Consider the following 15,186-nt stretch of genomic DNA (forward strand, 5'->3'; position numbering starts at 1 on the left):
ACCCATGCATCACCTCGAAGGGGGTGTTGCACTTGATGTTAGAGACCGCCTTACTTTTCTTTGGGCCAGCAAAGAAAAGTGACTCGGCTGCCGGCAGGCAGTCGAAACGCCCGCTGCGTAAGCGGCAAGCTGGCCGTAGCGCTCGGTTGTAGCGTGACCGCGAGCACCCGCCCCTCATCCCAGCCTTCTCCCCGGAGGGGAGAAGGAGCTAGAAGCTCGGCGCTCGAACGGGCGATCGAAACGCCCGCTGAGTCCCCCACGAACTAACTTCAATTCGCGCGAAGTAGCTCAAAGGAAAAGCGGCCCATTCAGTCGTTCGCGCTGGTACACGCAGCGAAGCGCTGTCCTTCCACACGCACCACCTCATGGCCATGCAGGCTGGTGCTGGCGGTGTAGTGTTCCGGTGAGTCGAAATCCACACGGCCACGCCCGTCGGCGGGCGCATTGCCCGGACAAGTGAGCGACCATGCCAACGCCGTGCTGCTGCGATGCTGCTCGCTGCGCCGGCATTGATCGTTTGCCGGAACCGGCATATTGGCGAACTCGGCCCAGGGGTCGGCGCCTTCGTCGACACAATGCCATTGCACGGTGGACTGGCCGGCATGACTGCCGTGGACGTGGTGCGTGACGATCTTCCACAGGCCGGGCATGGCCTGGAAATCGCCTGGATCGGCATGGCTGGCCGCAGCGGCAAGGCTGAGCACGGCGAGCGACGCCAGCGCGACGGCGCGCTCCATCGCGTTCCATTGATACCAGCGCCGAAGCATCGATTTGAGATGCTGCTTCATGAGCATGACTCCTTCGATCGATGAGGATGCCCTGCCTGCTCGCGCAGGCAGGGCATGCAGCACAGGGAGTTAGTCCTGCATTTCGGCCGCAGCCACGTGCGGCTGGGCATCACGATCGAAGTCGAACATGTTCATCAGATTGCCGATGGCGGGAGCGTTGACCGGCACATAGGGATTGCCGGGCCTCGATACCGGATTGGGCAGGTTGTCGCGGCTGCGGTTCGAGATCGTCTCCTGCAGGCCCCAGTTGGCCTCGACGAATTTGTCGAACGAGACATGGTCGTAGTACGTATGCACCACGCGGCCGCCTTCCGAATAGCGCGAGATCACCAGCAGCGGAATGCGCGTGCCATCGCCGAAGAAGTCGATCGGCTGCACGTAGCCGGAGTCGTAGTAACCGCCGCCCTCGTCGAACGTCACCATGATCACGGTGTCGTCCCATACCTTCGGGTTGGCCTTGGCCATGTCCACGATCTTCTTCACATAGCCTTCGAAGAGCTCGAGCTTGGACGAGGCGGGATGGCCGTCCAGAATCCCATCCGGCTTGGCGATGGAGACTGCCGGCAGCGTGCCGTTCTGGATATCGTTGTAGAGATCGTTGATATCCTGGTTGTTGGCGCGCAGCGTCGGATTGGTCATGACCTGGGTGGAGTACAGGAACGGGTCGCAGATATTGCAGAACGTGCCCGCTTCGCCATTCTCCTTGCCACCACCCCAACCCTCACCGTAGTACTTCCAGCTCACGTGATGACGCGTCAGCAGCAGGGCGAGGTTGTCCTGTTGCGTCGGCGGGATGGTGAACTGGGTGGCGCCCAGCGGAGCCGGCGTACCGTCGCCCAGGTAGCCCGGGTTGTAGTTGTTCACCAGGTAGTAGGCGTTACGCTTGCAGTCGGTGCCGTGGAAGGTGTGGTACGGCAGCGACTTCAGGTAGGTCTTCACGGCAGCGATACCCGGCTGCGTGTCGTCCGCGCAATTCACATACGAGCCGCCGCTGTAGCCATCCTGCACATACCAGTTGTTGGTGCCGGACTGCGCATCCGGGTTTTCGATCTGGTTCGACGGCGGCGTGATCGGATTGCCGTTGCTGTCGGCGTAATAGATCAGGTCGCCGAAGCCGAGCATGATGTGGTTGGCACCCGTGCCGCCCATCACCGACTGGTGGAAGTTGTCGCTCAGCGCATAGGTGCGCGCCAGCTCGGCGAAGTAGGGCGCATCGCCCTTGGCCATGTTGAGGAACTGCATGGCGGTGGAACCTTCACCCGTGCTCTGGTCATTGAAGCCAGCGGGCTGCGCTTTACCGTTGGTGCCGGCGCCGATGCTGGTTTCGACCCATGGGAACAGGTCATTGCGGCAACCGCTGGGGTTCTTCGCCGTGGCCGCCTGCACATTGCAGTCGAGCTGCTGCCACATCTGGAAGAAGCGATGCACCGGGCTGTTGGCGTAGTCGTCGTAGCTGATCGACGCATGCATATCCACCGGCGCGTTGGGCAGCTGGGTGGGGAAACGGGTATCGACGACGTGGCTCGGCAGGCCGGTGCCGCCCTCGGCAAGTTCCACATAGGCGGTGGTCGGCAGGGCCGGCTCGATTGCTTCGGCCTGCGCAGCGGACGCGAATGGCGCCTGGGTCGGCGCGCCGCCGGTGTTCATCGACGGCAGCAAGGTATACGGACTGGTGTGGGTGGGAGCAAGCGAGAACGCGCCGGTGCTGGAAGCCTGCCATTGGCGGGCCGCGGCAACGTTCGGGCCCGGCGTGCCGTCCGCATTGACGATACCTTCGGACAGCAGGTTGTTCACGCTCTGGCCGCTCGGCGGCGTGTAGGTCGCGAACACGTGATCGAAGGTGCGGTTTTCGCCGATCAGCAAGATCACATGCTTGATGGGCGTCCTGGTGCGACCGCTACGATCGTCGCCGTCACCGGGAGCATGCAAGACGGTGACACCTCCCGGTACACCGGAGCGGTTGCTCACACCCGCCGCCGGCACCTGTCCGCGGAAAACCGCATCATGGTCGGGCGAGGTGGTGCTTTGTGCGCTGACAACACCGGCGAGGCCGGCCGTGAGTGTGCCGATGACAAGCGGCATCAGCCGCTTGCGGACATACATCATGGACATGACTGGATCTCCTGCAGGAACCCTCTCGGGCTGCAATCGAGTAATCCCCCTGATTAACCTGGCGCCGATCGCAACATCGGGCATCCAGGCCGGCGGGGAGTCTGGTCCGCTTACATGACGCTGCAACGGCATTACTGCGACAGCGCAAGCGCCCAAGATGACAGTGCTGCGACGGCGCATGAGCTTGCGCAGGCGCTCAAGAAAAAGCGCTCGATGGCGCTACGCTTTTGCGTGCGCAGGAAGCAGCTGGAACGGCCGCATCATCTCGTTGTCTTCGTGCTCGAGCAGATGGCAATGCCACACATAGCGACCCGGCTCGCCTTCGAATCGCATGATGATGCGAGTCACCATGCCGGGGTCGGCACGCACGGTGTCTTTCCACCCCAGCTCTTCCGGCGGCGGCGTCTGCGCAGGACCGGTGTACTTGAGCGTCTTGCTTGCGTTCCAGGCGAACAGATCGAACGGACGTCGCTCGACGACCTGGAAGCGCACCAGATGCAGGTGAATCGGATGCACGTCGCCGGTCACGTTGACCAGGCTCCAGATCTCCACGCTGTCCTGCCGCGGATCCTCGGTGATCGGCGCGGACCAATGCTTGCCGCCCAGCATCATCATCATTGGGCGGCCGCCCGCATCGTCCTGCTCGCCGAGCGTGAGTATGCGATCGCGCGCGGCGAGACCCTGATCGATGCGCTCCACCTTGCGCAGCGTCGCCGGCAAGGCCGCAGTGTCCCGGCGCCCGCGATCGCGCACGCGAAACTCCAGGATCGCCTCGGATTGATGGCGCAGCTGCAGGCTCTTGCCATCGAGTCCACTGAAGTCGACCACCACATCGGCGCGTTCGGCGGGATACAGTTCGACGCGCTCACGCGGCAACGGTGCCGGCAACAAGCCCTGGTCGCTCGCGATCTGTTGGAACGGCTGGCCGGACGATAGCGACAGATTGAAGAAGCGCGTGTTCGCCGTATTGATCAAGCGCAGTCGATAACGTCGTGGCTCGACCTCGAGGAACGGATAGAGCTTGCCGTTGCACAGGATCGCGTTGCCGTTGCACTCGGAAACCCATGGCGCCGCGGGATCATCCGACACGGGGTAGTAAAGCTGGCCATCCTTGGCGATCAGGCGGTCGCACAGGATCAACGGCAGATCGCAGTCTCCGGAGGGCAGGCCAAGCGCCTGCTCTTCCGCGTCGCGGACGATGAAGGCACCGAACAAGCCGGCATAGATATTGAGCCGGGTGATGCCCATGGCGTGATCGTGATACCAGAGCGTGGCGGCGTCCTGCGCGTTCGGGTAGTGATAGACGGCTGAATGCCCGGACGCGAACCAGTCTTCCGGATAGCCATCGCTGCCTGCGGATGCACGCGCGCCATGCACATGCGCCACCGTGCGCACATCCGGCTTGCTGCGTTCCGCCCCATGAATGCTGTGGTCGATGGGCAGGAAGTGCCGCTCGGGCAAGGCATTGATCCACTCGACCAGCAGGGGCTCGCCACGCGCGGTTTGCAGCGTGGGGCCCGGCGATGATCCGCCGTATCCCCACAAAGGCGTCGGTGGCAGGTCGCGATGCAGGCGAGCCGTGAAGGCACGCATCTCCATCCGGTAGTAAGGCAGCATCTTGCCGGGATAGGCTGGATGCGCGCGCTGCTCCATCGGCTGCGCCACAGGCGGAACCGGCAGCCGATCGACGAAGCGCGTCAGCGTCGCGGGATTGACCAGCGGCACCGTGGGAGCGGCCAGTTGCGGCATGGCCATGCGGCCCATGCCGCCATCCATTGACGCCGGCGCCGACCAGGCCAGCAAGCCCATGTCCGCGGCAGCCGCCGCGCCGGCCAAATCCGCTAGGCCACGCAGGAAACGACGACGCGAGAGACTCACGCGATCGTGCCCTCGTCGGGCAGTAGATAAGAAAACGCTGCTGTCATGGCGTCCCACGTTAGGAAACGCGAATGACAGCCGCGTGGCAGAACTCGCTGAGGCTGGCGACGCCGGCCGGGCTCAGCCTGCGGCTTCGGCCGGCAGCGGCGCGCCGATGCCGCGCAGCACCGGATTGGCCAGGCAGCCCAAGGCAATCGCGCTGAGGGTCAGGCCAGCGCCGGCGAACAGCGCAGGCAGGCTGATGAACTTGAGTAGCCCGCCCGCCAGCGCTGCCGACACGGGTCCCAGGCCCATGAAGGTGAACATCAGCAGGCTCATGGTGCGCCCCATCATCTCGCGCGATACGCGCTGCTGGATCCAGCTGATGATGGCGATCTGGGCCATGCCCGCCAGCACGCCGGTGGTGGCCAGCAGGGCGGCACCACTCCAGGTGCGGTGGACCGTGCCCAGCCACACCAGGCCCAGGCCGACCACGCCATCGATGCACAGCACCATCAGGCCGAGCCGTCCCCGCACCACGCGCGCGGCCAGTTTCGAGAGAAAGCCTCCCACCACCATGCCGCCGCCATTGGCCGTCATCAGGATGCCCAGCGAGGCGGCGCCCAGGTCCAGCCGCGTATCGGCCAGCACCGGCAAGCCGACCTGGATCGGGCCGCCGACGAAGAACGTGACTGCGCCGACATAAAGGATGAAGGCACGAAGCGGCACGTCGGCCCAAACGCCACGCACGCCTTCGGCCACGGCCGCCAGCACGCTGCCCTGGGTACGCCGGGGATGATCGTCGGTGTGCAGTCTGATCATCATGAGCGAGCCCAACGAGGCCAGGAAGCTCACCGCGTCGATGCCGAAGGCAAGGCCCAGGCCATGCGCATCCGCCGGTCCGCGCGTCACGGCGGCATGCGCTCCCGTGCCGATCACCAGGCCAGCCAGCAGGGGTCCCACGAACACACTCAATTGGCGCATGCCCATGATCAGCGCGTTGGCCGGCGCGAGCTGGGTGGGTTCCATCAATTGCGGAAGGATCGACGAGGACGCCGGATAGGCAAACGCCGTCGACAAGCCGATACCCAGTGCGATCGCATAAACCAGCGGCATGTTGATGGCGCCGGTCCACACCAGCAGCGCCAACAGGCTCACCAGCAAGGCGTTGACGCCACGGGCCGCAAGCAGCACGCGGCGTGGCGACATGCGATCCACCACGGCGCCACCGATCAACATGAAGATCGCCCGCGGCAGCGCCATGGCCGCCAACACCAGGCCCAGCGCTGCCGGATCACCGGTGAGCTTGAGTACCAGCCATGGCAGCGCCACCAGGGTGAACTGGTCACCCAGCGCCGATACGGTGCTGCCGCCAAAGAGCAGGCGAAAATTACGATTGGCGAGTACCGAGCCTTGTGTCGAGGTCTGCATCCATGTGTCCTTACACGACGTACCGGAATCGGTGCGCCTTGATGGTGGCTAAGTTGGGATGGCGAATATCGCCGTAACGGTTCAATCCACGGAAGCGGGTACACCTTGGCCAGTGGTCGGCGCTTGCTGGCCCGATACGACCGCCTGTTCGTCGGCGGTCTTGATCGGCGCCGTGAGCATATGCGCTCGGCGCCAGCCGCCCCAGCGGTAATAGCCCATCGCCATCAGCATCGAGGCGAGCGAACCGAGCGGAAAGCTCCACCAGATCGAGTCCGCGCCAATGGCAGGCGCGAGCAGCAGCGCGAACGGCGGCCGGATCAGCCACATCGAGATGAACAGGATGATCAAGGGCGGCATCACCGCACCCGTGGAACGCACGACGCCGAACAATACGAAGGTGACGCCGAAGAACATGAAGGACCACACCGCGATGCTGTTCAGATGCTGTGCAAGCGCCAGCGCCTCGCCGTCGTTGGGGAGGAACAGGTTGAGCGCGGCGTGGTTGAACAGGTAGATCACCCCGATCAGCGCGCCACTGAGCAGGAAGTTGTACAGCACGCCGACCTTGGTGATGCGGCTGACGCGGTCCCACAGCCGGGCACCGACGTTTTGCGCCGCCATCGACGACACGGCCGCGCCGATCGCCATCGCCGGCATCTGCACATAGGTCCACAACTGGGTTGCGGCACCGTAGGCGGCGGTGGTCTTGGACCCGTAGCCATTCACCATGTGGATCATGATCATCGCCGAGGTCGAGATCACGATCATCTGCAGGCCCATCGGCAAGCCCTTGAACACGAGCGCGCGCAGGATGGCCAGATCCGGCCGCAGGTAACCCAGCTCGCCACGGGTCAGGCGCAGGAAGTGCTTGCGCGCATACAGCGTCCACAGCAGGGCGAGCAGGGCGATGCTCTGCGCAATCAGGGTCGAGGTGGCGGAACCTGCGATGCCCAGGCGCGGAAACGGCCCGACGCCGAAGATCAGCATCGGGTTGAGCACGATGTCCAGCAACACCGACAGGCCCATGAAGATGAAAGGCGTGCGTGAATCGCCAGCACCACGCAGCGTCATCATCAGGAAGCTGTAGAAATACATCGACGGCACGGCGATGAAGATGATGCGCAGGTACGGTATGGCGAATGCCTGAGCGTCAGCCGGCGTGCCCAGCACGCCCAGCATCCACGGCGTGCCCGCGTAGCCGGCGATCGCCACCAGCACCGATACCGCCACGAAGAAGGTCACGCCGGTGCCGACGACGCGCTTCGCTTCCAGCATGTTGCGCGCGCCCAGGCTCTGCCCGACCAGGATGGTGCAGGCCATGCTGAGCCCGAACACCGCACCCAGCAGCAGGAACAGGATCAGGTTGGCGTTGCTGACCGCCGTCAGGGCCGCTTCGCCGAGGAAATGGCCGATCCACATCGCATTGACCGAGCCATTCAGCGATTGCAGCACCGTGCTGCCCAGGATCGGCAAGGCGAACATCAGCAAGGTGCGCGCGATCGGGCCTTCAGTGAGCAAGGGTTGCCTGGCGGCGACAGATGACATCGATGAGTGTTCCGCGAAGGGGAAAGGGGAAGGAACGAAGAGCAGTCAGGCTGTCGCGTCGTTGTGCCACGCCGTCGCAGCCAGGCGGCGTACATGCTCGCGCACATCGGCGGGCCACGCATCTGTCAATTGACTGAAACATGCCTGTTCCTTGCGCCAGAACGCGCGGGAAGCCTCCTCATAGCCAGGCAGGTCGCCCGCCATCGCGAGCATGAAGCGATCCACCGCTTCGCCGGCCAGGCGGGCGCGTTCGCGGCCACCGCCTGCACGGCGCGCCTCGTCGACCAGCTTTCGCAGCACGGCCGAAGCACCTCCAGGCTGGCGCGAAAGCCACTCCCAATGCCGCGGCAGCAAGGTGACTTCACGCGCCACCACGCCGAGTTTCGGTCGGCCGGGACCGCGGTTGGCGCGTTCGACCGATGCCGCGGCCGCCACCTGCAGGCGCGCCAGCACCTCGTCGGGCGTGCCGCGAAAATCGATCTCGATCGGCCGGCTGCTGTGGCCGTCGAAGATCAGCACGGGACCCGATGCACCGGCGTCCAGCGCCTTTTTCACCGCCAAGGCGACACTGGCCAGCACGCCCGAGGCGATCTGCTGATGGCCATGAAACGCGACGCAGTGGATGCTCTCGTTGGCAGTCACACTTTTATCCGGGTAATAACCTCAACGGATTATGTCCGGGTGAAAAGGCCGCCGTCAATCCCGGGGCAGCGGGGCCAGCGACCCTTTCGGCGCGCATCCGGCTCGCGCGCTAAAGTGCAGAGCCCCTCCCTGCTGCCGCGCTAGCCATGGTCGTCCACCCGCCTTCCCGCCCGCTGCGGCTGATGCTGTTTACCCTGCGCGGTTCAATCGTGCCAGTCATCTGGAAGCGGGTAGTCGGCATGATGGCGCTCGCGGTGCTGGTCGTGCTGGTGGAGCATCGTCTGCCGCATACCGGCATCGAGATCGGCGCCGTGCCGCTGACCCTGATGGGACTGACCCTGGCGATCTTCCTCGGCTTCCGCAACAGCGTGGCCTACGAGCGCTGGTGGGAAGCGCGCAGGTTATGGGGCGAGTTGTTGATCGTGCTGCGCAACCTGGCGCGCCAGACCCTCAGCCTGCCCGATGGCCTGCCGCAGGACGAGCAGCGCCTGCGCGTGCATCGACTGATCGCCTATGCGCACGCCTTGCGCCACATGCTGCGCGGCTCGGCGCCGGAGCAGGACCTGGCGCGCTGGCTGGCGCCGGCCGAGGTTGCGGCACTGCTGCCGTCAACCAATCCACCGAATGCCTTGCTGGGCCTGATCGGCGAAAGCTACGCGCAACTGCGGCGCGAAGGCCGGCTCGATAGCATCCTGCTGGCCAGCATCGACGCACAGCTAAGCCGCATGTCGTATGTGCTTGGCGGTTGCGAGCGCATCCACGGCACGCCGATTCCGTTCGCCTATATCCTGCTGCTGCATCGCACGGTGTACATGTATTGCCTGCTGCTGCCGTTCTGCCTGGTGGGCACGGTGGGCTGGGCGACGCCACTGATGGTGGGCGTGCTCTCGTATACCTTCTTCGGGCTGGACGCGCTGGGCGACCAGATTGAAAGCCCGTTCGAGCGCTTGCCGAACGATCTCGCCCTCGACGCCATGTGCCGCACGATCGAGATCAGCCTCGGCGCATTGCTGGGCGAGCACGATCTGCCCGAGCCGCTGCAGCCTGTCGACGGCGTCCTGCTCTAGGTGGACGCATCAACAACAACGGCCCCGCAGGGCCGTTGTTGCTTGCGTGGTCGCGCAGCTCAGTGCCCGCCGCCGCCGGCCCCGGCCTTGGCGGTAAACGGCGGACGAGCCATCCAGATCACCACGATCAGGGCCAGGAACACCCAGCCCAGCAGATGGAACACCTCGTTGAAGGAGATCTGGTAACCCTGCTGCGTAATCAACTGCTCCAGCGTGGCATTGGCCGCCTGCGTGCCATTCACGCCCGCCGCCTGCAGCGTCGCCTGCGCGGAGGGGTCGTACGGCGTGATGTGCTCGCTCAGGTGCGCGTGATGCACGATGGCGCGGCGATCCCAGAGGAAGGTGGTGAGCGAGGCGGAGAAGCTCGCACCCAACGTGCGCAGGAACGTTGCCAGGCCGCCACCCGAGGCAATTTCGTTGGGCTTCAGATCCGACAACAGGATCGTCGTCACCGGCATGAAGAACAGCGCCACGCCCAGGCCCTGCAGCAGCTGCACCAGGGCCACGCTGTTGAAGTCGATCTGCAGGAAGAAATTGGAACGCAGGAAACACGTAATACCCATCACCAGGAACGCGCACGACGCGAGCAGGCGCATGTCGGTGCGGCTGGCGTACTTGCCCACGATAAAGGTCAGCATCACCGGCAGGATGCCCAGCGGCGCCGCGGCGAAGCCGGCCCAGGTGGAGGTGTAGCCCAGGTTGCGTTGCAGCCACTGCGGCACCAGCAGGCCGATGGCGAAGAACGCCGCATAGGCCAGCACCAGCGCTATCGTGCCCACACGGAAGTTGTGATGGCGCAACAGGCGCAGGTTGACGATCGGGTCCTCGTCGGTGAGTTCCCAGATCAGGAAGACCGCCAGCGCGATGGCGGACACGATGCTGGTGATAATGATGAACGTCGAGTTGAACCAGTCCTCGTCATTGCCCTTGTCCAGCACGATCTGCAGCGCGCCCACGCCGACGATCAGCGTGATCAGGCCCACGTAGTCGATCTTCGGGCGCGAGGTGGTATCCACGCGCAGCTTCATCTGGTTGCTGACCACCATGCTGGCGAAGATGCCGATCGGCACGTTGACGAAGAAGATCCACGGCCATGAATAGTTGTCGGTGATCCAGCCGCCGAGAATCGGTCCGGCGATCGGCGCCACCACCGTCACCATCGCCAGCAAGGCCAGCGCCATGCCGCGTTTCGCGGGTGGATAGATCGAGATCATCAGGCTTTGCGTGATCGGGTACATCGGACCCGCCACGGCACCCTGGATGGCGCGGAACAGGATCAGCATCGGCATGCTCTGCGCAAGGCCGCACAGCAGCGAGGCGAGCGAGAACAGCAGGGTCGACCAGATGAACAGCCTCACCTCGCCGAAACGACGATTGAGGAAGCCGGTCAGCGGCAGCGCAATGGCCGTGCTGACGGCGAAGGAGGTAATGACCCAGGTGCTCTGGTTGACGCTGACGCCGAGATTGCCGGCGATCGTCGGCAACGACACGTTGGCGATGGTCGTATCGAGCACCTGCATGAAGGTCGCCAACGAGAGGCCGACCGTGGCCAGTGCCAGGTTGGGCGGACGAAATTCACTGCTCATCGCACGAATAGCCTTGGATGAAAGAAGGGCGCCAGCCGAAGCCGGCGCCACATGCCTGATTACTGCTTGTCGTGACTTGCGCCAGCCGAGTTGGCGTGGATGATCTCGGCGATCAGGCCATCGGCCTTGGCCAGCTGCTGCTGGTACACATCGGTGTTGAAGGCAGGCTGCGTCGGCGCCTGCCTGGACAGCAGCGGGCCGCTCTGGTCGCGCAGGTTCACGTCCACCTTGGTCGACAGGCCAATGCGCAGCGGATGCTCTTCAAGCTGCTTCGGATCGTCGAAGAACACGCGCACCGGCACGCGCTGCACGATCTTGATCCAGTTGCCGGTGGCGTTCTGCGCCGGCAGCAGCGCGAACGCGCTACCCGTGCCCACGCCCAGGCTCTCGACCTTGCCCTTGTAGGTCACCGCGCCGCCGTACACGTCGGAACGGATCTCCACCGGCTGGCCAATGCGCATCTTGGTGAGCTGGGTTTCCTTGAAGTTGGCGTCGATCCACACGCCATGCAGGGGCACCACGGCCATCAGCGGGGCGCCCGGCGCCACGCGCTGGCCCAGCTGGACCGACCGCTTGGCGACGTAGCCGTCGACCGGTGCGACGATCGAGGTGCGCACGTCATCGAGGAAGGCGGCGCGCAGCTTGGCCGCAGCCGTCTGGACGTCCGGATGCGAGGCGACCACCGTATCGTCGACCAGCACGTTGCTGGTCTGGTACTGCTGCTGCGCGGTGGTAAGCGCGCTCTGCGCGGTGGTCAACGTGTCCTCGGCGTGCGACAGCTCTTCCGCCGAAATGGCGCCGGTCTTGGCCAGGTCGCGGCGGCGGTTGTAGTCCGCCTGCGCCTTGTCGACGGCGATCTTGCGCGCAGCCACTTCGGCCTGGGCACCGGTCACGTTGCTGTACAGGCCGCGCACCTTGCGCACGGTGCTGGCGAGGCTGGCCTTGGCCTGGGCCAGCGCGACATCGGCATCGGCCGGGTCAAGCTTGACCAGGATATCGCCGGCGTGGACCAGATCGCCGTCATCGGCACCAATGGTCACCACCGAGCCGGCCACCTGCGGGGTGATCTGCACGATATTGCCGCTGACATAGGCGTCGTCGGTGCCTTCGTACCAGCGGCCTTCAAGGAAGTACCACAGCCCCCAGCCGATGCCGGCGAGCACGAGCGCGACGACCAGCAGGCGCAGCAGGACGCCGCGACGGTTCTTGGGTGGTTGGACGGGAGCCGTGTTGTCGGCGGCGAGCGGGGTTTGGCTAGACATGGGGATAGCCTTTAGCGCGAATGTTCAGAAGAAGATTGGAGGGCCACATCGGCCGTGCCGGCCTGCGGGCGGAAGCCGCCACCGAGGGCCTGGATAAGCTGCACGGAGGACTCGACCTGCTGTGACTTGAGCGTGGCCATGCGCTGCTCGGCCAGCAGCAACTGCTGGCGCACGATCAGGGCCTCGAGGTAGCTGCCCACGCCCGCCTTGTAGCGCTGTTCGGACAGATCCCAGGCCTGCGACGCGGCGTCGAGCGCGCGCTGCTGGGCGGCCACCTGTTCCTGGGCGGACTGCACGGCATCGTAAAGGTCGGCCACTTCGTTCACGGCGGTGACCAAGGTCTGGTTGTACTGCGCCACGGCGACGTCGTACTGCGCGTCCTTGCCGGCGAGGTTCGAGCGCAGGCGGCCGCCGTCGAAGATCGGCAGGCTGAACGACGGGCCGGCGGTGAAGAAGCGCGCCGGCATCTGCAGCGGATTGGTACCGCCGGCGGCCACGAAGCCAGCCATGGCACTGATGCTGATGTCGGGCAGGAACTCGGTCTTGGCGACCTTGATCTCCTTGCCGGCCGCCTCGACGCGCCAGCGTGCGGCGATCAGGTCGGCGCGATGACCCATCAGTTCCACCGGCAGGTTCGCCGGCACGGTGAGTGCAGCGGGCTGGAGAGGCTGCGGGCGGGTGATGTCGATGCCGCGATCCGGGCCCTTGCCCAGCAACGCCGACAACGAGGAACGGGCGGCATTAATGGCGCGGTTGGCGGCCGACAACTGCTGGTCGGCATTGGCGACTTCGGTGTCGCTCTGCTTGAGCTGCAGCTGGCTGTCGACGCCGGCAGCCACGCGCTGCTGGGTCAGCTGGTGCACCGTGTTGGCACGGTCCAGCACTTCCTTGGCCACGTCCTGTTGCGCATAAGCGTAGCCCAGCTGCACATAAGCGAGGGCGACATTGCTGGACAGCTGGATGCGGGCGGCACGCGATTCCACCTCGGCGGCGCGCTGCTGGCCGAGTGCGGCTTCCCAGGCGGCACGCTTGCCACCCCACAGGTCGAGGCCCCAGCTGAAGCTGGCGCGCACGTCCTTGAACCAGGTGAAGTGGCCGCCGCCCAATTCCGGCGGGAACGCCGTGGTGGGCAGACGCTGGCCGACCACGTTGGCGCCGGCATTGACGGTGGGACCGCGCTCGGCATCAGCGACACCGGCCTGGGCCTGCGCCTCGCGGGCACGGGCATCGGCCACGGCCAGGCTGGGATTGTCCTTCAGGGCTTCGGCGATCAACGCACTCAGCTGGGGATCGCCCAGGCCGGTCCACCAATCCTCGGCGGGCCAGGCCGCGGGGGACAGGGTGACACCGGCAAGGCTGCGCTCAGCCTTGAGGGAAGCAGCATCGGTCAGCGAGCCTTCCGGATGCAGGCCACCGCTGCTGGCGCAACCCGCCAGGGCGAGGGTGAGGCCGGTAGCTGCCGCAAGTAGTTGCAGTCGCATGGAATGGTCTTCCAGGAAGTAAGCGGGGATCAGGTCTTGTCGCGGAGCGCTTGCAGGACGCGCCCCAGGGAGTCTTGAAGCTGCTGGCGCTCGGTCGGGTCCAGCGCCGCCTGGGCCGCTTCCAGCACCAGGTCATTGCAGATGTTCATGCGCCGCCACAGCACGTCGCCAGCGTCGGTCAGCTCGATCCGCAGGGCGCGACGATCCTGCTCGTGCCTGACCCGGCGCAGGTAACCCTTGCCCTCAAGCTGGTCCAGCTGGCGCGTCATCGCGCCGCCATCCAGCTCCACCGCCCGGGCCAGCTCACTGGCCGACATCGGGCCGAGCAGCGCCAGACGCTTGAGTATCAGGAACTGGGTGAAGCGCAGGCCCACGCCGGAGGCCTGCAACTTGGCCTCGAGCGCGCGGACCAGCTCGCTACGGACCAGACTGATCAGGACACCGAGGCCTTCCTGCGGAGTCGCCTGGGAGTGGGATGGCGGGTTCATGGGCGGGCATTTTATTGCCTGCAATATATTTGTCAAGGCAAATATATTGCAGCATGTATTTGTTCGGGCAATCGTTGCTGCCCGTGGTGTCCGTCGCGTTGCAGGCGCCCGCTCTGACTTCCTCTCCCCTTCGGGGAGAGGATTGAGGTGAGGGGCGGGTGCTCGCGGTTACGCTGCAGTCGGGCGCTTCGGCCAGCTTGCCGCTTACGACCGAAGGAAGTCCCTGTGGGACGCAGCGGGCGTTTCGACTGCCGGCCGGCGCGCTGCGCTCCTTCTCCCCTGCGGGCGACCCGAAGGTAGTCCCTGTGGGAGAGAAGGCTGGGATGAGGGGCGGGTGCTCGCGATCACGCGACAACTGAGCGTTCTCGCCAGGGTGCCGCTTACGCAGCGGGCGTTCCGAACCGCTGCCGCGGTCCGGGTTACTTTTCTTTTGCTGGCCCAAAAGAAAAGTAACCCAAAGAAAACGGCCTTGAGAGCTCATAGCATTACGTGGGATGCGAGCCTGACGGGCGTGGCCAGCCGGATAGGTGGCGGCCCACGGCCGACACACAGCGGCTACACCGCAACGCGCCATAGCGCAGAGGGCTTAAAGCGTGGGTGGTGTTTTGATCCGCTGAGAGTCGGGATGCCGCGGGCGTTTCGACCGTAGGACTGACCTGCTTTAAGTCCTCACCGCTATGGCGCGTTGCGGTGTAGCCGCTGTGTAGCGGCCTTGGGCCGGCAGCCATCTGCTCGCCTCGACCTTCCAACGCTTCTATCCAACGGAGTGCTACCAGCTCTAGAGGCCATTTCTTTGGGTTAGGCGGTCTCTAACATCAAGTGCAACACCCCCTTCGAGGTGATGCATGGGTCAGAACTACAGTCATCTGAGCGCCGAAGAGCGAGGCGCGATCATGGTGGGCAAGGCGCGCGGGGAGAGCGCCCGGC

11 protein-coding genes are annotated in these 15,186 nt (G+C 65.1%); 1 reads left to right on the forward strand and 10 read right to left on the reverse strand.

Translation table 11 applies throughout. From position 1 onward, the window contains the following. Nucleotides 1-308 precede the first annotated feature (308 nt). The 6 genes from OUZ49_RS20800 to OUZ49_RS20825 all read right to left on the reverse strand — a co-directional run bounded on the left by OUZ49_RS20800 (nucleotide 309) and on the right by OUZ49_RS20825 (nucleotide 8,375). Nucleotides 309-788: a DUF3617 domain-containing protein gene (locus OUZ49_RS20800; RefSeq protein ID WP_266152537.1), complete on the reverse strand. Its 480-nt coding sequence runs from the start codon at nucleotides 786-788 to the stop codon at nucleotides 309-311. Nucleotides 789-857: 69 nt separating this feature from the next. Beyond that, nucleotides 858-2,900 carry an alkaline phosphatase family protein gene (locus tag OUZ49_RS20805; RefSeq protein ID WP_266152538.1) on the reverse strand — a complete coding sequence of 681 codons (2,043 nt, stop codon included), beginning with the start codon at nucleotides 2,898-2,900 and terminating at the stop codon, nucleotides 858-860. A 219-nt stretch (nucleotides 2,901-3,119) separates the two neighbouring features. Then, nucleotides 3,120-4,778: a multicopper oxidase family protein gene (locus OUZ49_RS20810; protein ID WP_266152539.1), complete on the reverse strand. Its 1,659-nt coding sequence runs from the start codon at nucleotides 4,776-4,778 to the stop codon at nucleotides 3,120-3,122. 120 nt (nucleotides 4,779-4,898) lie between these two features. Further along, a complete protein-coding gene (locus OUZ49_RS20815) occupies nucleotides 4,899-6,188 on the reverse strand; it encodes an MFS transporter (RefSeq protein WP_266152540.1) in 1,290 nt (429 codons plus the stop codon). A gap of 81 nt (nucleotides 6,189-6,269) precedes the next feature. Beyond that, complete coding sequence (locus OUZ49_RS20820; protein WP_266152541.1) at nucleotides 6,270-7,733, reverse strand: MATE family efflux transporter; 1,464 nt, start codon at nucleotides 7,731-7,733, stop codon at nucleotides 6,270-6,272. 45 nt (nucleotides 7,734-7,778) lie between these two features. Further along, entirely contained in the window at nucleotides 7,779-8,375 is a 597-nt protein-coding gene (locus tag OUZ49_RS20825) for a DUF2239 family protein (protein WP_266152542.1), read from the reverse strand. 146 nt (nucleotides 8,376-8,521) lie between these two features. Between OUZ49_RS20825 and OUZ49_RS20830 the strand changes: the two genes are divergently transcribed. Further along, entirely contained in the window at nucleotides 8,522-9,442 is a 921-nt protein-coding gene (locus OUZ49_RS20830; RefSeq protein WP_266152543.1) for a bestrophin family protein, read from the forward strand. Between the two features lie 59 nt (nucleotides 9,443-9,501). On the opposite strand, the gene OUZ49_RS20835 is transcribed toward OUZ49_RS20830, so the two are convergent. From OUZ49_RS20835 to OUZ49_RS20850, 4 genes are read right to left on the reverse strand one after another with little or no spacing between them, the layout of a single operon-like run. Beyond that, nucleotides 9,502-11,028: a DHA2 family efflux MFS transporter permease subunit gene (locus OUZ49_RS20835; RefSeq protein ID WP_266152544.1), complete on the reverse strand. Its 1,527-nt coding sequence runs from the start codon at nucleotides 11,026-11,028 to the stop codon at nucleotides 9,502-9,504. A 59-nt stretch (nucleotides 11,029-11,087) separates the two neighbouring features. After that, nucleotides 11,088-12,290, reverse strand: coding sequence for an HlyD/EmrA/EmrK family protein (locus OUZ49_RS20840; protein ID WP_266152545.1), 1,203 nt, complete (start codon nucleotides 12,288-12,290; stop codon nucleotides 11,088-11,090). Nucleotides 12,291-12,301: 11 nt separating this feature from the next. Further along, nucleotides 12,302-13,771 carry an efflux transporter outer membrane subunit gene (locus OUZ49_RS20845; RefSeq protein WP_266152546.1) on the reverse strand — a complete coding sequence of 490 codons (1,470 nt, stop codon included), beginning with the start codon at nucleotides 13,769-13,771 and terminating at the stop codon, nucleotides 12,302-12,304. Between the two features lie 29 nt (nucleotides 13,772-13,800). After that, a complete protein-coding gene (locus tag OUZ49_RS20850; protein WP_266152547.1) occupies nucleotides 13,801-14,259 on the reverse strand; it encodes a MarR family winged helix-turn-helix transcriptional regulator in 459 nt (152 codons plus the stop codon). Nucleotides 14,260-15,186 lie beyond the last annotated feature (927 nt).

This window comes from Dyella halodurans (assembly GCF_026283925.1).
Lineage (GTDB): Bacteria > Pseudomonadota > Gammaproteobacteria > Xanthomonadales > Rhodanobacteraceae > Dyella > Dyella halodurans.

Coding starts and splice junctions, on each gene's coding strand:
- OUZ49_RS20800 (WP_266152537.1), bottom strand. CDS start 788: ATGAAGCAGCATCTCAAATCGATGCTTCGGCGCTGGTATCAATGGAAC.
- OUZ49_RS20850 (WP_266152547.1), bottom strand. CDS start 14,259: ATGAACCCGCCATCCCACTCCCAGGCGACTCCGCAGGAAGGCCTCGGT.
- OUZ49_RS20840 (WP_266152545.1), bottom strand. CDS start 12,290: ATGTCTAGCCAAACCCCGCTCGCCGCCGACAACACGGCTCCCGTCCAA.
- OUZ49_RS20835 (WP_266152544.1), bottom strand. CDS start 11,028: ATGAGCAGTGAATTTCGTCCGCCCAACCTGGCACTGGCCACGGTCGGC.
- OUZ49_RS20830 (WP_266152543.1), top strand. CDS start 8,522: ATGGTCGTCCACCCGCCTTCCCGCCCGCTGCGGCTGATGCTGTTTACC.
- OUZ49_RS20820 (WP_266152541.1), bottom strand. CDS start 7,733: ATGTCATCTGTCGCCGCCAGGCAACCCTTGCTCACTGAAGGCCCGATC.
- OUZ49_RS20845 (WP_266152546.1), bottom strand. CDS start 13,771: ATGCGACTGCAACTACTTGCGGCAGCTACCGGCCTCACCCTCGCCCTG.
- OUZ49_RS20805 (WP_266152538.1), bottom strand. CDS start 2,900: ATGTCCATGATGTATGTCCGCAAGCGGCTGATGCCGCTTGTCATCGGC.
- OUZ49_RS20815 (WP_266152540.1), bottom strand. CDS start 6,188: ATGCAGACCTCGACACAAGGCTCGGTACTCGCCAATCGTAATTTTCGC.